The organism is Aeromonas sp. R10-2 (assembly GCF_040908445.1).
Classification (GTDB): Bacteria; Pseudomonadota; Gammaproteobacteria; order Enterobacterales; family Aeromonadaceae; genus Aeromonas; species Aeromonas veronii.
In genome coordinates, this window is sequence record NZ_JBFODS010000068.1 from 44,646 (window position 1) to 64,529 (window position 19,884).

Annotated in this window: 14 protein-coding genes; 7 read left to right on the top strand and 7 right to left on the bottom strand. The window is 59.9% G+C overall.

Annotation, left to right across the window (positions count from 1 at the left end):
* Window positions 1–12 precede the first annotated feature (12 nt).
* Together aroA and aroG are read left to right on the top strand one after the other, a co-directional pair.
* Window positions 13–1,296 carry a 3-phosphoshikimate 1-carboxyvinyltransferase gene (gene aroA, locus AB5Y97_RS14510; RefSeq protein ID WP_118853929.1) on the top strand — a complete coding sequence of 428 codons (1,284 nt, stop codon included), beginning with the start codon at window positions 13–15 and terminating at the stop codon, window positions 1,294–1,296.
* Between the two features lie 220 nt (window positions 1,297–1,516).
* Window positions 1,517–2,572 carry a 3-deoxy-7-phosphoheptulonate synthase AroG gene (gene aroG, locus AB5Y97_RS14515; protein ID WP_005351268.1) on the top strand — a complete coding sequence of 352 codons (1,056 nt, stop codon included), beginning with the start codon at window positions 1,517–1,519 and terminating at the stop codon, window positions 2,570–2,572.
* Window positions 2,573–2,694: 122 nt separating this feature from the next.
* On the opposite strand, the gene AB5Y97_RS14520 is transcribed toward aroG, so the two are convergent.
* Window positions 2,695–4,290 carry a methyl-accepting chemotaxis protein gene (locus AB5Y97_RS14520; RefSeq protein ID WP_164536955.1) on the bottom strand — a complete coding sequence of 532 codons (1,596 nt, stop codon included), beginning with the start codon at window positions 4,288–4,290 and terminating at the stop codon, window positions 2,695–2,697.
* A 256-nt stretch (window positions 4,291–4,546) separates the two neighbouring features.
* Here AB5Y97_RS14520 and hutW point away from each other — a divergent pair, with 256 nt between their 5' ends.
* Complete coding sequence (gene hutW, locus AB5Y97_RS14525; protein ID WP_368158258.1) at window positions 4,547–5,908, top strand: heme anaerobic degradation radical SAM methyltransferase ChuW/HutW; 1,362 nt, start codon at window positions 4,547–4,549, stop codon at window positions 5,906–5,908.
* A gap of 98 nt (window positions 5,909–6,006) precedes the next feature.
* On the opposite strand, the gene AB5Y97_RS14530 is transcribed toward hutW, so the two are convergent.
* Together AB5Y97_RS14530 and AB5Y97_RS14535 are read right to left on the bottom strand one after the other, a co-directional pair.
* Window positions 6,007–7,395: a DEAD/DEAH box helicase gene (locus AB5Y97_RS14530; RefSeq protein ID WP_368158260.1), complete on the bottom strand. Its 1,389-nt coding sequence runs from the start codon at window positions 7,393–7,395 to the stop codon at window positions 6,007–6,009.
* A 182-nt stretch (window positions 7,396–7,577) separates the two neighbouring features.
* Window positions 7,578–8,054, bottom strand: a complete 477-nt coding sequence (locus AB5Y97_RS14535; RefSeq protein WP_368158262.1) for a glutathione peroxidase — start codon at window positions 8,052–8,054, stop codon at window positions 7,578–7,580.
* 349 nt (window positions 8,055–8,403) lie between these two features.
* Here AB5Y97_RS14535 and AB5Y97_RS14540 point away from each other — a divergent pair, with 349 nt between their 5' ends.
* Both AB5Y97_RS14540 and AB5Y97_RS14545 read left to right on the top strand, forming a co-directional pair.
* The gene (locus AB5Y97_RS14540) at window positions 8,404–9,012 is read left to right on the top strand and encodes a 2OG-Fe(II) oxygenase (RefSeq protein ID WP_058057456.1); all 609 of its coding nucleotides are present in this window, start codon (window positions 8,404–8,406) and stop codon (window positions 9,010–9,012) included.
* Between the two features lie 204 nt (window positions 9,013–9,216).
* Window positions 9,217–10,206, top strand: a complete 990-nt coding sequence (locus AB5Y97_RS14545; RefSeq protein WP_040066371.1) for a D-alanine--D-alanine ligase — start codon at window positions 9,217–9,219, stop codon at window positions 10,204–10,206.
* A gap of 169 nt (window positions 10,207–10,375) precedes the next feature.
* Here AB5Y97_RS14545 and mngB read toward each other — a convergent pair whose 3' ends face one another.
* Both mngB and mngA read right to left on the bottom strand, forming a co-directional pair.
* The gene (gene mngB / locus AB5Y97_RS14550) at window positions 10,376–13,030 is read right to left on the bottom strand and encodes a mannosylglycerate hydrolase (RefSeq protein ID WP_201946907.1); all 2,655 of its coding nucleotides are present in this window, start codon (window positions 13,028–13,030) and stop codon (window positions 10,376–10,378) included.
* An 86-nt stretch (window positions 13,031–13,116) separates the two neighbouring features.
* Window positions 13,117–15,063, bottom strand: coding sequence for a PTS 2-O-a-mannosyl-D-glycerate transporter subunit IIABC (gene mngA, locus AB5Y97_RS14555; protein ID WP_368158265.1), 1,947 nt, complete (start codon window positions 15,061–15,063; stop codon window positions 13,117–13,119).
* 247 nt (window positions 15,064–15,310) lie between these two features.
* Here mngA and AB5Y97_RS14560 point away from each other — a divergent pair, with 247 nt between their 5' ends.
* On the top strand, window positions 15,311–16,030 hold the full coding sequence (locus tag AB5Y97_RS14560) for a GntR family transcriptional regulator (protein WP_069553902.1): 720 nt from the start codon (window positions 15,311–15,313) through the stop codon (window positions 16,028–16,030).
* A 116-nt stretch (window positions 16,031–16,146) separates the two neighbouring features.
* On the opposite strand, the gene xseA is transcribed toward AB5Y97_RS14560, so the two are convergent.
* Complete coding sequence (gene xseA / locus AB5Y97_RS14565) at window positions 16,147–17,526, bottom strand: exodeoxyribonuclease VII large subunit (RefSeq protein WP_368158267.1); 1,380 nt, start codon at window positions 17,524–17,526, stop codon at window positions 16,147–16,149.
* Window positions 17,527–17,815: 289 nt separating this feature from the next.
* Here xseA and AB5Y97_RS14570 point away from each other — a divergent pair, with 289 nt between their 5' ends.
* On the top strand, window positions 17,816–18,364 hold the full coding sequence (locus AB5Y97_RS14570) for a cytochrome b (RefSeq protein ID WP_201946903.1): 549 nt from the start codon (window positions 17,816–17,818) through the stop codon (window positions 18,362–18,364).
* Between the two features lie 150 nt (window positions 18,365–18,514).
* On the opposite strand, the gene AB5Y97_RS14575 is transcribed toward AB5Y97_RS14570, so the two are convergent.
* Window positions 18,515–19,783 carry an IS4-like element ISAeme4 family transposase gene (locus AB5Y97_RS14575; protein WP_041206016.1) on the bottom strand — a complete coding sequence of 423 codons (1,269 nt, stop codon included), beginning with the start codon at window positions 19,781–19,783 and terminating at the stop codon, window positions 18,515–18,517.
* Between the last annotated feature and the right edge of the window lie 101 nt (window positions 19,784–19,884).

Genomic DNA, 19,884 nt, shown 5'->3' on the forward strand with positions numbered 1-19,884 from the left:
CACAGGAAGTCTATGAATTCGTTGCGTTTGGAACCCATTTCTCGTGTGGCCGGTGAGGTCAATCTGCCCGGCTCCAAGAGTGTCTCTAACCGTGCGCTGCTGCTGGCGGCGCTGGCTCGTGGCACCACCCGTCTGACCAACCTGCTCGACAGCGATGACATTCGTCATATGCTGGCTGCGCTGACCCAGCTCGGGGTCAAGTACAAGCTCTCCGCCGACAAGACCGAGTGTACGGTGCAGGGCCTGGGCCGCAGCTTTGCGGTAAAAGAGCCGGTCAATCTGTTCCTCGGCAACGCCGGTACTGCGATGCGACCGCTCTGCGCCGCGCTATGCCTCGGCTCCGGTGAATATACCCTGGGTGGCGAGCCGCGCATGGAAGAGCGTCCCATCGGCCATCTGGTGGATGCCCTGCGTGAAGCGGGTGCCCATATCCAGTACCTGAAACACGATGGTTATCCGCCGCTGGTGGTGGATGCCAAGGGGCTGTGGGGCGGCGATGTGCACGTCGATGGCTCCGTTTCCAGCCAGTTCCTGACCGCATTTTTGATGGCGGCGCCAATGGCGGCCGGTGATACCCGGATCCACATCAAGGGAGAGCTGGTCTCCAAGCCCTACATCGACATCACTCTGCACATCATGAAGCAGTTCGGGGTGGTCATCGAGCACGACAACTACAAGCTGTTCTACATCAAGGGCAACCAGACCTACATCAGCCCGGGTGATTTTCTGGTGGAAGGAGATGCCTCCAGCGCCTCTTACTTCCTCGCGGCGGGCGCCATCAAGGGCAAGGTGCGGGTCACCGGTATCGGCAAGCACAGCATTCAGGGTGATATCCACTTCGCTGATGTGCTGGAGAAGATGGGCGCGCGCATCACCTGGGGCGATGGCTTCATCGAGGCGGAGCAGGCGCCGCTGCACGGAGTGGATATGGACATGAACCATATTCCCGATGCGGCCATGACCATCGCCGTTGCCGCGCTGTTTGCCGAGGGGCCGACCTCCATTCGCAATATCTACAACTGGCGGGTGAAAGAGACCGATCGTCTGCACGCCATGGCGACCGAGCTGCGCAAGCTGGGCGTTGAAGTGGAGGAGGGGCATGACTTTATCACCGTGACCCCGCCGACCCAGCTCAAGCATGCCGAGATCGATACCTACAACGATCACCGTATCGCCATGTGCTTCTCGCTGGTGGCGCTGTCGGATACCCCGGTCACCATCAATGATCCCAAGTGCACCTCGAAGACCTTCCCGGATTACTTCGACAAGCTGGCCAGTATCAGCCAGCGTGGCTGATCACTGACAAACCCGTCATCACCGACGCTTCGGGCCCGCGCTGAGCGGGCCTTTTTGCCTTCCTCACCAGCATCGTCATTTCGCTTAGCATCATTTCAATAACTTGCAAGATTGCCATATAAAATAGTTTTGTGATTGCTGTAATTTCCTATTTACACATGCGCTGTCGCGGGCTATGTTGAGATTTCCTAATCGCAGTCATCTAGCAGGAAGCCTTGTCATGCAGCATCAAACCGACGACGTTCGTATCAGTGAAATCAAAGAGTTATTACCCCCGGTTGCGGTGCTTGAGAAGTTTCCGGCTACCGAGGTTGCCTCGTCCACCGTTTTTGAATCCCGTCAGGCCATTCACAATATTCTGGCCGGCGAAGATGATCGTCTGCTGGTGGTGATTGGTCCTTGCTCCATCCATGATCCGGTTGCCGCGCTGGAGTACGGCAAGCGCCTCAAGGCGTTGCGCGACGAGCTGAAAGGTCAGCTGGAGATCGTGATGCGGGTCTATTTCGAAAAACCGCGCACCACAGTGGGCTGGAAGGGGCTGATCAACGATCCGTACCTCGACAACAGCTGCAAGATCAACGACGGTCTGCGCATTGGTCGCAAGCTGTTGCTGGATCTCAACGACATGGGGCTGCCGACTGCCTCCGAGTTCCTCGACATGATCACCCCGCAATACGTGGCGGATCTGATGAGCTGGGGCGCGATCGGTGCCCGTACCACCGAATCCCAGGTACACCGCGAGCTGGCCTCCGGTCTCTCCTGTCCGGTGGGCTTCAAGAACGGCACTGACGGCACCATCAAGGTTGCCATCGATGCCATTGGTGCTGCCAGTGCGCCGCACCACTTCCTGTCGGTCACCAAATACGGTCACTCCGCCATCGTGGCGACCCGCGGCAACCCGGATTGTCACATCATTCTGCGTGGTGGTCGTGAGCCGAACTACAGCGCCGCCCATGTCAGCGAAGTTGTGAAGGGGCTGGAGAAGGCCGGTCTGCCACAGAAGGTGATGATCGACTTTAGTCACGCCAACAGCAGCAAACAGTTCAAGAACCAGATGGTGGTGGCTGAAGATGTAGCCGGCCAACTGCGTGCCGGCAGCAAGGCGGTGTTTGGTGTGATGGTGGAGAGCCATCTGGTGGAAGGCCGTCAGGATCTGGTGGAAGGGTGTGAACTCACAGTCGGCCAGAGCATCACAGATGCCTGCATCGGTTGGGCTGATACCGAAGTGTTGCTGCGCAACCTGGCTGATGCCGTCGCAACCCGTAACGCCCGCTAAAGTCATCCCGGCGGCGCTGTTAATCGTCAACGCGCCGCTGGAGCAGCAAGCGACCGTTTGGCCAAATCGAATCAAAACAAAAGCGCGACCCTCGGGTCGCGCTTTTTCGTTGGTGAAGTGGATTACCAACGGTAGGTTTTCAGCAGAGCCTCCAGTTTCTGGCACTGCTCCACCAGCTGAATGCTGGCGAGGTTGGCGGCGTGCGCCTGACCCAGGGTATCGTTGGAGGTGTTGCGAATATCGCTCACCGAGCTGTCTACCTCATGGCAGACCCTGTCCTGCTCTTCGGCCGACTGAGCCATCTGGGCGTTGAGGTCATTGATGCGGGCGATGCGCTCGATGATGTTCTGCATGGCTGCCAGGGTCGCTTCGGTCTTGCTGATGCTCTCATCGGCTTTGCTTTTTGCATCCCCGATCACCGTAACTGCGCTCTGGGCTTCATTTTGCAGGGCGGCGATCATCTGGGAGATCTCTTCGCTGGCGGCGCGGCTGCGGTTGGAGAGGGCCCGCACTTCATCGGCCACCACCGCAAAGCCACGGCCTTGTTCGCCTGCCCGGGCCGCTTCAATCGCAGCGTTGAGGGCCAGCAGGTTGGTCTGATCGGCAATTCCCTTGATCACCTCGAGTACGCCGTCAACCGCCAAGCAGCGGCTGTCGAGTTGCTGGATCACCTGATCCACCCGATCGATCTCTGCCGACATCTCGCCCATATCGGTTATGGAGTGTTGGGCGAGGCGACTGGTGTCAGCGGCATCCTGATTGGTGAGGGCGGAGAGCTCGGCGCTGTGGCGGGCATGTTCGCGCACTTCATGAGAGCTGGCGGCCAGTTCGCTCACGGCGGCGGCGACCTGGGTGGTCATCCCCTCTTGCTGGCGGGCCGAGTTTTCGGTCTGGGTGGCGACTTGACGGATCTGGTTCGACTCCTGATAGAGCTGGTGGGTCGCCCCTTCCACCTCCTGCAGGCTGTGGCGGAATCCCTGCACCATATCATTGACGGCGCGGGTCATCTGGCCCAGTTCATCCCGGCTGTGATTGACCAGGGGGAGGGCGAGGTCGCGCTCTTTGGCCATCCGGATCATGGTGAGCTGCAGCTGGCGCAGGGGGTGTTTCACGTAGCGTTGCAATACCCACCAGAGCAAGCCGAAGCCGATGCTGAAGACGGCGGCCAGGCTGCCGCTCAGGATCAGGTTGTTGTGGCGGATCTCGCCGAAGGTGTGGCTGAGGTCATAACTGATCCGCACTGCCCCCATCACGGTTCCTTCATTGACCTGGTGACAGGTGAGGCACTGGGTGCCGCGATACTCCTTGTAGGCTTTGAACGGTTTGATCAGGATGAGCCGGTTGCCCTGCTGCTCCAGAATGGCTTCGCCCTGATTGATGGCTCGCTCATCGAGGGGATCCTGCGCTTTCTGATCCGGATGACCCGGGCCAAACAGGTTGCTTACTGCTGGTGCGCGCACCAGACGGGCCTCAACGATGCCCGCTTCACTCTTGAGTTTGGTCTGCACTATCTGCCGGTTGGCCATGCCACCTGTCATCATCAGCACGTTCACCTGATCCATATAGGTGTTGGCCATGCTCTCAACTTTCTCCTCTGCCAGACGGATGGCGAGATCCCGTTGCAGCCAGGCGGAGAGTTCGAAGCAGAGGCCAAAGGTGGTGCTGATGACCAGCGCAAGAGGGAGGAATATTTTCCAGTTCAAGGAGAGGTTATGCATTTTGGGCAAGTTCCATGCGCTTGGTGTTGTTATGTGATCCCGTATCATCTTGATCGTAGACGAAGAAACGGCGGGAGATGGTTCTCTATCGGCACACGATAACCACTCTTGAGTAAATAATCTGTTAAGCAGATCGGTAATGCAGGTTGCCAAAATGCCTTTCGGGAGGGGGGCTGCTCCTCGGGTTGATCCAGAACAAATTGCCAGTAACGATAATCGTTATCATTGTCATTATTTGCTGATAATAGTGACCATCATGAATCTGACCCCTTCCATGACCGGTATTGCCACGCCGGATCCCCTCAAGTTTGCTTTTAGCGCCAAGACCTCGGCTCACGCCAGTCGGGGAGGGATGCGCCCCTTCCCGCTGGATGAGGCTGGCTGGCAGAGCTGGTGGCAGCGAGAGAGTGAAGCTGAGGAGCGCGCCCTCTACATCCATATTCCGTTTTGCCGAAAGCGCTGCAGCTTCTGCAATTTCTTTGAAAATGGCGCCAATCCGGCGCGGATCAACCGCTATGTCAACGCCCTCTGTACCTCTCTTGCGCAGGCGGCTGACACCCCGCTGGCGCAGAGCATGCCGTTTTCAGCCGTCTATGTAGGGGGTGGTACGCCGACCGACATGAGCGCCGACGAGCTGGCCATGCTGGCCGCCGTGATCCGCCGTTTTCCGTTGGCGGCCGATGCCGAGGTGACGCTGGAGGGGCGGCTCAACGGCTTTGATGATGAGAAATGGCAGGTGGCGCTGGCGGGGGGCTTTAACCGCTTCTCCTTCGGGGTGCAGAGCTTTGATACCCGGGTGCGTCAGCAGGCGGCCCGTTTCGATGACAGGGAGACGCTGCTGACCCGTCTGGGTGATCTGACCCGGGATGATGCGGCTGTGATCGTGGCGGATCTCATCTTTGGTCTGCCCGGTCAGGATGATGCCGTGTGGCAGCAGGATATCCGCGATGTGATAGCGAGTGGTGTACACGGGGTCGATCTCTACCAGCTCATCGCCATGCAGGGCACCAATCTGGAGCGGGCGCAGGAGAAGGGCACTCTGGATTGGCTCGCCGATGGCCAGCAGCGGGCGGCCATGTATGCCTATGGCGGGGCGCAACTGGAAGCTCACGGCTGGGAGCGTCTCTCTTGCAGTCACTGGCGGCGCAGCCCGGCCGAGCAGAGTCGTTATAACCAGATGGCCAAGCGCGGTGCGGAGATCCTCCCCTTTGGCGCCGGTGCTGGGGGCAGCATTCTTGGCCACGGCTTGATGTATGGACGGGATCTGGCCCCCTGGCATGACGCGCTGGCCAGTGGCAAGCGGGCGCCCGGGATGGTGATGGGACGCAATCCCAATGCAAGGATGGACGGTCTGCTGCGTGGCGCCCTCGACAGTGGCGTGCTGGCGCTGGATCGTCTGCCAGCGCCTTTGCTGACCCATCTGATGCCGCTTTTTGCCGCCTGGCAGCAGCACGGGCTGGCCGAGATCGAGAATGCACGGTTGCAACTCTCCCTCGCCGGACGCTTCTGGAATGTCAATATGCAGGCTGGCTTGTTCGAGTTCTTGCAGCTCAATCCGCTCGATGGTTCTGCGCCGCCCAGCCATGGTACCGCCGCGGTGCGCCATTCGCTGGTTTGAGACCGAGCGGAGCATTTGCACGACTCCGTGCGATCCATAACGAAAGAGGGAGCCTTGCAGGCTCCCTCTTTTGGCTTGGCAGTTAGCGTCGCGCGAGCTTACTCGTCGCTGCTCTCCTGATAGCTGTCGCGCATCGCCTTGGGCAGGCGGCGCATCGGAGTAAAGCCGATATCCTCGCCCACCACTTCCCGCTTGCGGGCCGGGGCGGGTTTCTTGGCTGCATCACCCTTGGCTTTGCCCTTGCCCGCGGCCGGCTTGCCCTTGGCATTGCTGCTCTTGGCGTTGGCATGACCGCGAGACCGAGGCGGGTTCTGCACCGGCTTGCTGCCCGGCAGAGTCTGTCGACTCGGCTTGCCGCTTGGCTCATACCCTTCCAGGATCTCAACGGACAGGGATTGGCCGATCAGGGCTTCGATCGCCTTGAGCTGACCCAGCTCGTCCTGACTGACCAGCGAGATGGCCTCGCCGCCACGACCGGCGCGGCCGGTACGGCCGATACGGTGGATGTAATCCTCCGCCATCTGGGGCAGTTCAAAGTTGATCACGTAGGGCAGTTGATCGATGTCCAGACCGCGGGCGGCGATATCGGTCGCTACCAGCACCCGCACCTCGCCACTGCGAAAATCGGCCAGCGCCCGGTTGCGGGCACCCTGGCTCTTGTCACCGTGGATCGCCACGGTATTGAGACCATCTTTTTGCATCTGCTGGGCGAGGCGGTCGGCGATCTGCTTGGTGCGAACAAACACCAGCACCCGCTGCCAGTTGCCACGGCCAATCATGTGGGAGAGCAGCTCGCGGCGGCGTTCCCGATCCACCTGAATGATGCGCTGGGTCACCTGTTCGGCGGCAGTATTGCTGGGGTCCACCTCGATCAGGGTGGGGTCGTTCAGCAGATCATCCGCCAGCGCCTTGATGTCGTTTGAGAAGGTGGCAGAGAAGAGCAGGGTTTGCCGCTCTGCAGGCAGCGCCTTCATGATGCGGCGGATGTCGACGATAAAGCCCATGTCGAGCATGCGGTCCGCTTCATCCAGCACCAGCACTTCGAGCTGGCTCAGGGTTAGAGCGCCCTGGGTCAGCAGATCCAGCAGACGGCCCGGGGTGGCGACCAGAATGTCCACACCCAGCTTGATGGCGTCCAGATTGGGCTTGATGCTGACACCGCCATAGGCGATCAGAGTCTTGAACGGCAGGTGGTGGGCATACTTGATGATGCTTTCGCCCACCTGGGCCGCCAGTTCGCGGGTCGGGGTCAGTACCAGTGCGCGCACCTGACGACGGCCACGACCGTGGTTGGCCAGCAGACGCTGCAACATCGGCAGGGTGAAACCGGCCGTTTTGCCTGTGCCTGTCTGAGCGCCGCCGAGCACATCCTGACCGGCCAGAATGGCCGGAATCGCTTGCTGCTGGATGGGGGTTGGCTGTTCGTAACCCAGCTCCTTGACGGCCCGCAGAATATGCGGAGACAGACCCAGTTCGTTGAATGACATGTTCGAGAGAAACTCCTGAGATGAGCCTTTGGCTCAACGGGCAGCCAGCGTGTTGGGGCCAGCCACGATATGGAAAAGATAGTGGGGCCGTAATATAGCAAAAGAGCGGCCGCTGCGCAGTAGCTGTCGCACCGGTCGCCATACAATCGCTCAATGCAGTGGCACAAAACGGCTCGGGAGGGTCAGAGCATCTCGCTGATCTGCTCGGCCAGACTCTCCGGTTTGGCCTGGGGGGCAAAGCGCTCCACCACGTTGCCATCGCGGTCGATCAGGAACTTGGTGAAGTTCCATTTGACGTTTTCCAGCCCAAGAAAGCCCGGTTTCTGTTGCTTGAGCCACTGGTAGAAGGGGTGGGCATGCTCACCGTTGACATCGCACTTGGCCATGATGGGGAAGCTGACCGGATAGTCGAGGGAGCAGAAGCGGGCGATCTCGTCCGCATCCCCCGGCTCCTGATTGCCAAACTGGTTGCAGGGGAAGCCCAAAATCACCAGCCCCTTGGGGCCGAGCTCCCGATAGAGCGTTTCCAGCCCTTCATATTGGGGAGTAAAGCCGCAGCGACTGGCCACATTGACCACCAGCACTACCTTGCCCGCCAGTTGAGTCAGCGGGTAGGGGGTACCATCCAGTCGTTGCAAAGTGAGATCGGGCAGAGGCATGAGAAGATCCTTTCGTGGGTGATGCGCGGGTTGTGCCGTGAGTAGTTCGGTCGGTGACAGAGACAAGCGCCGGATGAACAGCAACATGGCGATGCGGCTACGGTATCGGTTGGCTCTTGGTACCGCAAGGAGGCCGCGGCGCCTCCTCGTCCCGATTGCAAGGGCCATCACAGTTTCGACAGCCAATACGCTCTTTGGCAGAGCGGGATCACAACTGGCGATAAAAAGCGGGGAGGCGGGCAGCAACTCGCGTATTGATGTTGGGACTTCTCAAGAGAAGCAAACCGGTTTGTGACTTTGCCGGTAAGTCGCTACAAAGCGCCCTCTCTCCACTCATTGTGAGCCAATCTTGGACTATCAAGCTGCCATGGATGCCATTTACACCCGGGGATGGGTGATAGTGGATGATTTTTTGACCGCCGCCGAGGTGGATGCCCTCAAAGCCTGTTTGCCAGGCGAATGGCAACCGGCCGGGATCGGCCGTGACGCCCTGCATCAGGGCAATCCCGATATTCGCCGTGACCAGATCCACTGGCTGGAGCCCTCCCTCGGTGCGCCGGTGGCTGACTACCTCGCCCGGATGGAGTCCCTGCGTCTTGCCGCCAACCGGATGCTGATGCTGGGATTGTTCGACTACGAGGCCCACTTCGCGCGCTATCGCAGCGGGGATTTTTACGCCACCCATCGGGATGCCTTTGCCGGTCGCTCCAACCGCCGTCTTACCACCGTGTTTTACCTCAACAACGACTGGCTGCCCGAAGCGGGTGGAGTGCTGCGCATGTATGATGACAAGGAGCAGTTTCTGATGGATGTGAGCCCCAAGGGGGGCCGGCTGGTCATGTTTCTCTCCGAGGAGTTTCCCCACGAGGTACTGCCTGCCAATCGCGAGCGCTACAGCATTGCCGGCTGGTTTCGGGTCAATGGCAACGGCATGGGAAGGGTCGATCCCCCGCGCTGAGGGGCAATGTGTCCCGATTTTGACACAGGGGAGACTTTTCACTGCAAGAAGTGGGGTCATGGGTCTCCCATCAGCTGACAAGGGTTGATCTCCCTTGCTACACTGGCGCGCACTTATGTTCGTATCTGGCTTCGTCCGGTTTTTATGGTGGTTGGCTTATCAAATGGTCATGACGAGGCCGCTTTTCCCAAGGGATCACATCTAATGAAGAACATGCATGTCTTGCTGCTGTGCGGCGGCGGTGGCTCCGAGCACGAGGTTTCTCTGCGCAGCGCCAATTTCCTCGAGCAACAACTGGGCCTTCTGCCCGGTGTCGAAGTGACCCGCGTCGAGATGTTCGCCGATCGCTGGCTCAGTGCCGATGGCCGCGAGTGCAAGCTGGGGCTCGACAAGCTGCTTTCGTTTGACAGCGTGGCCCGTCCGGTGGATTACGTGGTGCCCTGCATCCACGGCTACCCGGGTGAGACCGGCGATCTGCAATCCTTCCTCGAACTGGCCGGATTGCCTTATCTCGGTTGCGATGCCGAGGCGAGCAAGATCTGCTTCAACAAGATCAGCACCAAGCTGTGGCTCTCCGCCATCGGCATTCCCAACACCCCATATCTGTTCCTGACCGAGCAAAATGAAGCGGCGCTGGCCGAGGCCAAAGCCGCGCTGGCCAAGTGGGGCAAGGTCTTTATCAAGGCGGCCTCCCAGGGCTCTTCCGTTGGCTGCTACTCCGCCAGCAACGAAGCGGATCTGGTGAAAGGTATTGCCGATGCCTTTGGTTACTCCGAACAGGTTCTGATTGAGAAGGCGGTCAAGCCGCGTGAGCTGGAAGTGGCGGTTTACCAGTATGGTGACGAGCTGGTGGCGACTTATCCGGGCGAGATCTGCGTGCCGCAGGACAAGTTCTACACCTATGAAGAGAAGTACAGCAGTGCCAGCCATACCGAGACCGCACTGCGCGCCGAGGGGCTGACCGAGGCGCAGGCTGACGCTATTCACGAGTATGCCCTCAAGGCGTTCCGTCAGCTGAAACTGACCCATCTCTCGCGCATCGACTTCTTCCTGACCGAGGAGGGGGAGATCCTGCTGAATGAAATCAACACCTTCCCGGGCATGACCTCCATCTCCATGTTCCCGAAACTGCTGGAGCATCACGGTCACCGCTTCGCCGACTACCTTGAGCAGATCCTGCGCAAGGCCAGCTAAGCGGGCTCTCCCGCTCGCGGGATGAAGCAGAACCCAATAAAAATCCCCGCCAATCGGCGGGGATTTTTTTATGCCTTTATCAAGCGGGGCAGGCAAGCTTGAAGGGATAAACAGGCGGGGAGGGGATGACTCTTCCCCGCCTGTTGCTAGCTGTGGGTGTTACCGGCGGTTAGCCGCGAGCCACCCGAAAGCGCACGCTGCGGGAGTGGCACGGCGCCAGCTCGCCAAATTCGCCATCAGCCAGTTCAAGGGGCAGGGGCTGTTCGTCCATCCGCACCGCTTGCCAGTCGCTCAGGGCGTGTTCGCAGCTCACTTTGCCACCCTTCAGCACAGCCTGCTCGCTCGGGTTGTAGACCCGGATCACCAGCGCCTCTTCATCCTCTGCCTTTTTCAGGGTGCTCAGCACCGGACCGGAGGGATCCATGGTGAGCAGACTGAAGTGGAGCGGGGTGGTGAAGCTCGCCTTGTTGAGCTTCATGGCATCGAACGGGATCTTGTTGTAGCAGCGCACCGGGGTGAGGTAGCTGCGCGCCGCCTGCATCACGTTGGCGCTGATGTGATCACCGGCAAACGCCAGCAGGCTGAAACGGCAGCTGAGCTTGCCGCGCACCTGGGAGTCCGGGGTGGGCAGCTTGATGCCGGAGGGGCGACCCGGGCGCAGCAGCAGCTCCTCTTTACCGAGTACGCCGACCCCGCGCAGCAGGGTGAGCGCCAGGGTGTCACACTGCTCGCCAATCACTTCAAACTCGCGCAGACCATCGCTCAGCACCGCCAGCCCCTGCTTGCCATCTTGCAGGGCGACGAAGTTCATCAGCTGCCAGACCGGAATGGGGGCCTCTTTCCACCCTTCTGCCTCCCAGTTCGCCATGGCGCTGTCGCGGGTGGGGCGGGTGATGCAGCCAAACTGGTTGTCGGAAACCACGGTGTCGCTCGGGAAGGGGGTGGGGATCAGCACTCGCACCCTGTGATCATCGGCCTGATTGTCGAGTTCCAGCTCGATGTCGATGCGCGGACTCTGATGCGCCAGCGTGATGCGGCAGGTGACATCGAGGTGACCACTGCACTGGCGGCTGGCCCGCTCGGCGAGGTTGGCAGGCAAGGCCATGCGAAGCTTGAGGGTGGCGGTGCTCTGCCACGCTTCATGGGTGACCTCACGGGTCACCGCAAACTCGGTGGAGTAACGCAGCCACTCGTCCCGCGATGGCGAGTAGTCATATTCGTCGCCATCATCGGAGCCCTCTTCGAGAGTAAGCACCTGATCAAAGGTGGTGCCGCGCAGTTTATCCAGGATCTGCAGGGTGCCGTTGTCATTGAGGGCGATGCGGTAAAAATCGTTCTCCAGCAGCTCGCCGCTGGCCGTCACCGGCTGCTCCAGTCCCGGCTGGTTGCCCTCGATATGGAGGGTGCAGTAGCCCATGGCCGGCAGCGGATGGCAGAGCTGGATGTCGTACTCCATAAAGGGGTCGTAGTTGCCGTAGTGAACGATCTGTCGGTCTACCAGACCCGGATCAATCTCGCGTCTGGCGCGGATGAAGTAGGGGACCGGCTGGCCTGCTTCATCGCGCAGGGCAAAGGATTGGGCACGAATGCGGATGCTGGTGTTGATCACCTCCTGACGGGGGAAGGGCATCAGGTTGAAGAGGCAGAGTTTGTCGGCCACCTGCACGCCGTCTTCGCAGAGCGCCACCGGCATGTTGTCGACAATCTTGCGCATGTAGAAGCGGATCAGGTTCTCGGCCATGTCATCGGCCAGAATGAAGCGGGTCATCACCTCCTGATGCACCTTGTCGCTGCAGCAGCAGCCGATGCTGTCATGGGCGTGGTTCTTCATGATCTCCTTCCACATCTTCTCAAGCAGCCCGTGGTGGTACTCGAAGCCGAGTGCCCAGGCGATGCTTGCCAGCGGTTCGAGGATGTTGACGATCTTGTTCTCGATGGCGGCGTGGGCCAGCTTGATGTCCATCCGGGTGGAGGAGATGGTGCGGTGTACCCGCATGTATTTGCCGTCGTTGAACTCCCCCTTGAGGGTGGCCAGCTGGTCGCGGCACGCCTCGATGCGCTCGAAGACCTGCTCGAAGCGGCTCATGTGGAATTCACGCTGGGGGTAGATCTCGCGCAGCTTGTCGATGATGGCGAAGATGTTCTGTTGCAGCGGCATCTGATCGTGGCCGTTGGGCAGCAGGATATCCTTGGTCACCGAGGCCTTCTCCAGCACCTCGAAATAGGATTCGAGCCGCTTGCGCAGCCCCGCTTCATCTTCCGGCAGGTACTTGCCGATGGCGTAGCCGAGCGGCAGGACCTGGGCGGTCACCTCGCTGCCATCGTTGCTCTGCCAGAGGAACTCGGTCTTGTCAGTGCCGTGGCGCTCGGAGCAGCCGCGCCAGAACATGGCCCGATCGATCCCGAAGCCGTTGAAGATGTGGGGCAGTTGGGAGGACATGCCGAACGAGTCGGGCAGGTAACCGATCTTCATCGGCTCGCCAAGGCTCAGGCAATCGCGCATCCCGTAGAGCAGGTTGCGCAGGATGGACTCGCCGCTCACCTGCATGGTGTCGGTCTGGGTGTACCAGGGGCCGATGATGAGCTTGCCCGCTTGCACCAGCGCCTTCACCCGGGCCTTGTTCTCGGGCTGGATGGCGAAGTAATCCTCCAGCACCGCGGTCTGGCCGTCCAGCACATAGAACTTGTAGTCGGGGTCGGATTCAAGCCGCGCCAGGATCTCCGCCATGTTGTTGACCAGCAGGATGCGGGACTCCTCGGTGGTGAAGTACCACTCCCGATCCCAGTGCATGTGCGGCGTGATGTGAACTCGTGAAACTGTCATGACAATGATCCTTTGCTGACGCACGGCGGCCCTTGCCTGCCGTGCGGAAAAATAGTCTGTTGAAAAAGCGGTGGTGAAGATGCGCCTTACTCTGCGGCAACCACCTGATAGGTGCCGCGCTGCATGGCGTGACGGCGCCAGCCGATCAGCACCACAGTGGAGATAAGGGTGCCCACCAGCGCTGCACCGAGCCAGACGGTGGCAGCCATCAGGGCGCCGTGGCCGCCATCGTGGAGCAGGAACAGGGAGAAGATGCCGGCCCCCGGGGTGGAGAGACCAATCCCCATGGCACCCACCATGGCGCCGGTGACCACCGAGCCTGCGAGGAAGGAGCCGATCACCCGGATTGGATCTTCGATGGCCATCGGAATGGCGCCCTCGGTGATCCCTGCCAGCCCCAGCAGCCAAGTGGACTTGCCGGTCTCGATCTCGAAGGTCTGGAACAGGCGCGGTGCCAGCATGGTGGAGAAGGTGACGGTAAAGGCCGAGACCATCTTGACCGCGCCGAAGATGGCGTAGGGGCCGTAGACCCCGTTGGCCATGGCGCCGAGGCAGAAGGCGTAGGCCGCCTTGTTGACCGGGCCACCCAGGTCAAACGAGCACATAAAGCCGAGCAGGGCGCCCAGTACCAGCGCATTGGTGCCGGAGAGGCCATTGAGCCACTCGGTGAGGCTGTTGTTGAGCCAGGCTACCGGCTGGCCGATGACAAACAGCATAAGGCTGCCTGCCACCAGGGTGCCGATCACCGGATAGAGGTAAAAGGTGAGAAAGCCGTTGAAGTTGGGGCTGAGGCGCACATGCTGCTTGACCCAGCGCATCAGGTAACCGGCGATAAGACCACCGACCACGCCGCCGAGGAAACCGGAGCCAATCATGTTGGCGGCCAGCCCCGCCGCAAAGCCCGGGCCGAGCGCCGGTTTGTCTGCCAGCGAGTAGGCGGTATAAGCCGCCAGCACCGGCACCATCAGGGTGCCCAGCATGCCGCCGCCCAGCTTGCGGTACATCCAGAGCCAGGAGTTCTCGGTATCAAACAGATGTTGCAGGCCAAAGATCTGGGCCAGCAGCACAGAGATGGCGAGCACGGTACCGCCTGCCACAATCAGCGGCACGGCAAAGGAGATGCCGCTCAGCAGCGCCTGCTTGAGCTCGGTCTTGAGGCCCACCTTCTTGCCGGTTGGCGCGTCGCTCTGGCTGAGGTTTGGTTTCGGGGCTGTGCGACCACTCTTGGCCGCTTCCAGCGCCTCATTGAGGATCCGCTCGGCATGGCGAATGGGCTCGGCCACCGGCGTCTCGATCCGGGGGATACCGGCAAAACGCTCCTGCTCCTTGATGGCCACCTCGGCGGAGAAGATGCAGGCCACCGCAGCATCGAGCGCCTCTTGCGGCAGGCGATCCTCGATGCCGTTGGCACCCTGCTTTTCGATCAGTACCCGAATACCCAGCTTGCGCCCCGCTTTTTCCAGATACTCGGCAGCCATATAGGTGTGGGCGATCCCCGCCGGGCAGGCGGTGACACAGACCACAGTGGGTTTATTTGTATTTAAGTTGTCTTCTTTTGCTGGTTGTTTGTCGCCATCCCCTTCACCATCAAGCAGCGCCATCAGCTGCTCGGCACTCTGGGCCGCCAGCACCGCCTCGCGGGTATCGTCATCCACCAGGGCGGTGGTGAGGGTGGTGAGTAGCTGCATATGGGTGGAGCCCGCCTGATCGGTCGGGATCGCCAGCATGAAGATCAGGTTGACCGGCTCGGGGCCGTCGATCCCCTCCCAGCCCAGCTCCTCGCTCAGGGTAGCGACGGCAAAGGCTGCTTCGCGCACCGCATCGCACTTGCCGTGGGGCACTGCCAGCCCTTCGCCAAGGGCGGTGGGGCCCTGCGCCTCGCGGGCCATGACCGCCGCCAGAAAGGCGGCCTTGTCGTGCAGCTTGCCGGCCTGATCGAGCCGATCAGCCAGAGCATGAATGGCCGCATCCCGATCGGCAAACCGGGTTTGCAACGTGATGAGATGGGGGCCGGTAAGACTGGTCAGATTCATGATGATCCTCTGTCAGGTTGGCTTGCCAGCAAGCCGTCATGGTGAAAGTGACAGCGATGCTAACAAACCGGCCGACTGATTTTTGTGAGTGGTATCATACAATTCATTATTTGTATTGTTTTTGTATTGTTAGGTCAAGGTGATTTGTTAGGTCAAATGGGGCCGAGCCGTTTTGTCTGCCGGGCAACTGGGGTAGAATGGCGCCTCTTCCATTTATCATGGCGCAGAGCCGACGAGGTGGCCTTTCGTGTCGAAAAAACCCATGTATCGCCAGATAGCCGACACTATCCAGCAGTGGATTGCGCAAGGGGAGCTGGCCCCCGGCGATGCCCTGCCCACCGAAGCCGAGCTGCGCGAGCAGTTCGGGGTGAGCCGGGTGACGGTGCGTCAGGCCCTCAAGCAGCTGACCGAACTCAACGTCATCGAGAGCATTCAGGGCAGCGGCAGCTATGTGCGGCAGGAGAAGGTGAACTACGACATCTATCAGCTCACCAGCCTCTATGAGAAGGTGACCGACCCGGCGGCCGAGACCCACAGCGACATTCTTGCCTTCGAGGTGATCAAGGCGAGCCGCGAGCTGGCCGAGCGGCTCAATCTGCTGGAAGGGGCGCTGGTCTACTACGTCAAGCGGGTGCGCTTTATTCGCCAGATCGCGGTAACGCTGGAGGAGACCTGGATGCCGCTCGCTCTCTTCCCCGATCTCAGCTATGCGGTGATGCAGGGCTCCAAGTACCACTACATCGAAGAGGTGAAGCAGCTGGTGATCGACCGCAGCGAGCAGGAGATCATTCCGGTGCTCCCCTCGGCGCAGGTGGTGGAGGCGCTCGGTATCGATCCTGCCAAGCCCATTATCGAGAAGGTCTCCCGCGGCTTTTTGCAAGATGGCACCGTGTTCGAGTTCAGTCGCAACTTCTTCAAGAGCGATGACTACAAGTTCACCCTGGTCGCCCGCCGCGCCAAGGGGTGAGCAGGCGCAAGCACCCGAGCTGAAAAAGGCCACGACCCTGTATGCGGTGGTGGCCTTTGTTTTTGGTAGATTGCCGGGCTAAATAGCAGATTGGCGGGTGGTTTGATGCAGCCGATCTACTGTGCAGAGTCTTTGATAACTTCCTCGACCCGCACCAGCAGGCCCCCTTGTGCCAGGGTGGTGACGAGCTGATCGCCACTGTTGACCTGATCGGCGCGGCTGATGACTTCGCCACGCGCAGTACGGGTGATGGAGTAGCCGCGACCGAGAGTAGCGAGTGGGCTCACCCCGTCGAGGCGGGCGGTGAGCATGGCGAGGCGGTGACTAGCAAGGTCTTGCCGCTTAGCAATCAGGGCATAGAGTCGCTCCTCGGCCAGCTGATGGCGGCGCTTGCCAGCTGCCAAGAGGCGCTCCGGACTCTTGCCCTGCAGGCGCAGCTCAAGGTTGGTGAGGCGCCGCTCACCCTGATGCAGCCGCTGGCGCAATAGCTGCTGCAAACGGGTGGAGAGCTCGTCGAGTCGCTGGGATTGTTGCTCCAGCCGCCGCTTCGGATCCTGATGGTCGAGCCGCTTTTGCAGCAGGATGAAATCGTGGCGGGCGGCGGTCTGCTGGCGGCTCATCGCCTGCAGCAGTCGCTGTTTAAGGTGGGCGAGGCGCTGGATGCGGGCCTGATTGTCCGGCGCCACCAGCTCGGCGGCGGCCGACGGGGTTGGGGCGCGCAAGTCGGCGGCAAAGTCGCTGATGGTGACATCCACCTCGTGGCCCACCGCGCTCACCACAGGTATGGCGGAGTGGGCAATGGCGCGCGCCACCGCCTCTTCGTTAAAGCACCAGAGATCTTCGAGCGAGCCGCCGCCGCGCCCGACGATCAGCACATCCACCTCGGCGCGCTGGTTCGCTTTGGCGATCGCCGCGACGATCTGGCTGATGGCGGCGCTCCCCTGCACCTGGGTCGGGTAGATAAAGACCGGCAGATCCGGGGCGCGCCGTTTAAGCACGGTGAGCATATCGTGCAAAGCCGCGCCAGTAGCGGAGGTGATAAGCCCCACCGCCCGCGGTTCGCGCGGTAGCGGCCGCTTGCGGCTCTCGTCAAACAGCCCCTCGGCACCGAGGCGGCGCTTGAGCTCCTCAAAACGCAGGGCCAGCACGCCATCGCCTGCGGGCTGCATCGATTCGATGATCAACTGGTAGTCGCCGCGCGGCTCATAGAGGGAGACCCGCGCCTGCACCAGCACCTGCATGCCATCCTGCGGGCGGAAGGCCACCCGCCGGTTGTTGCCCTTGAACATGGCGCAGCGCACTTGCGCCGACATGTCCTTGAGAGAGAAGTACCAGTGGCCGGAGCTTGGCATCGCCAGATTGGAGAGCTCGCCGGTCAGCCACACCAGCCCCAGATCCTGCTCCAGGATCATGCGCACGGCGCTGTTGAGGCGGGTGACGGTAAAGACCTGCTGCTCGCGGCCGCTCGCCGCACTGGATGGGGTAAATCGGTTCAAAGGCGTACCTGTGGTCTGCTCCGGCGGGGCCGGGATAAAACGATGGCCGCTATCTTAACCCGAAACAGGGGGAGGGCGTTAAGCAGGAGGCACCAGCAGCAGAAAAGCAAGATTGGAAACGCTGCCGTTTATTCGGGCAGGCAGTATGGCTCCCGACAAAGCCCTCGCGCTTGCCCGCATCTGGCCAAGTCGCGGCTTGCCTCGATGCCGTTGATCTCTTAGGGGCTGCTGATATTCACGGCACCACCATCTTGACCAACGTTTACTCGCCCCCTGTTTGGAGTAGCTTATGAATCCCTCAACCCACTTAAGTTTGACGACCCGTTTGCTGCACTGGTCGGTTGCCTTGCTGATGATTGGCCTGACCCTTGTCGGTTATCTGATGGTGAAATTTGAAATATGGGATCTCTATGCCCTGCATAAATCTCTGGGGGTGATTGCACTAATCTTGATCCTGCCCCGCGCCATTCTCCGCCTTGTTAAAGGGTGGCCTGAGCCTGTGCGTCAATATCCTGTTTACGAGGCATTGGCAGCCAAGGCGATCCACTGGGGTTTGCTGATTTCAACGCTGCTTATTCCGGTGTCCGGTCTCTGTTATTCTGCTGCGGCTGGCCGAGGTGTTGCGATATTTGGCTGGTCTATTATCCCGATGAATCCAGATATCCATGAACCTGCCAATGTAATTCCATTCAGTGAATCCGTTAGGGATATTGCTCACACAGTCCATATTTATTTGCCATATGTCATGCTGGCATTTTTGCTGGTGCACATTGTCGGGGCATTGAAACATCATCTGCTGGATAAAGATAATACCTTGCTGCGGATGGCGGGGCGGTAATAATAAAGAGAGATACCCCTTGTTGTGACGGAAAATATATATTGGCAGCGGGCGAAATTTATTATCCAGACCGAGTAAAGGACATTGAGAGGAGAATGATACCGGTGCGAGTGGTCGCCGCGAGGGCAAGAGACAATCATATACAGGACCTTAAGAAAACACTTCATTTGAAATTCCTTCTAAGGTCCTGTTCTGTATCGATTTTCGCTGCTTGGTTCGACGGGCATTTTTCGCCAAGTAAACGGCAGCCCATTCCAGACGCTCTCTTATTTCCACCAACACCCGATGAGCCACCGCTTCCAATAACGGGAACCACCAGGTTCCGCTATTTTTCGCCGCTTTCAGTGTGGATAAACCGTCCCCCATCAGCGTCTGAGCTACCCGTCTTTTCATCACCAGCGACAACAGGCTGGCCCACACCAGCCCCTCGGCAATGGCTTTCTGACCTGTCACAAAGCCCTTGAGCCGGTTGTGCGACTTCCACTCCTTAAACAGCAGCTCCACCTGCCAACGACAGCGGTACAGGCTCATCACCCGCTCTGCTGGCCATGCCTCTCGTGGCAGATTGGTCATCCAGATACAGAACCGTTTCTCCTCGGCAAACCAGCGTCGGATCAGCCGATACTCGAACTTGCCCGATTTCACCACCATATCCAGTACCTCTGCCCGACAGTGCCGCCGTCCAGCATCCTTGAGTGACAGGCCCGCCAGCTTCGGCACTTCCCGTTCGTCACCGCGCCATGCCCGGATAATCTTCGGGTTCAGGCTCTTACTACCCCTGACCAGATAGAAACCGCCCGCCTCGTTTAGTTTCGCAAAGTAGGCCATATCGATGTAACCCGCGTCCGCCAACAGCAGGCTGTTATTGAGCCGCTCGGGCTCAGGCAGGAACTGGCGCTCTGACGCCGTATCGGCAGAGACCTGCATGCAAACTGGACTTTGCTCCAATAGAGACATGAGCATATGACACTCGATTGCCGCCGGGCTAATGGTCTTGAACCTTCCCGGAAACACTTCGGCCAGGCTTTTGTGGACGGCAAAGGAAGTACCATCCTGCAACAACACCTGTTTGAATGCGCCAAGGGATGCAGTCTTCATCTGTTGGCCGATACGCAAGGCGATAGCCCGTTCAACCAGCGCCTTCATGAACAGGGCGAACGACGCTTTGCGCAACTGGTTGTGAAAGGGCTTGTAGGAAACCTGATGGGCATCAACCAGTTGCAAGGCATTGAAATGATGGTGCAATCCAGCGATACCATCGACCTGGTCGCAGCCAAGTGCCCGCAAGAGTGCAGTCACCAGCATGGCAGGCGTAATGGCTCGTTTGCGCAAGCAAAATTGGCAGTCACGGGCAATGCGGTCGAGTTCGGCAGGAGAGAGAAGTTGCTCAAGATAGTGGTTGGCATCGATAATGGTCATGGCTTCGTGCGTGGCGGTTTTGTTTGGCGATAAAATCAGATCACAATCGAAGCCATTTTTATATCTATTTCAATTGGTTGCTGCTAAAGATCCTGTACATG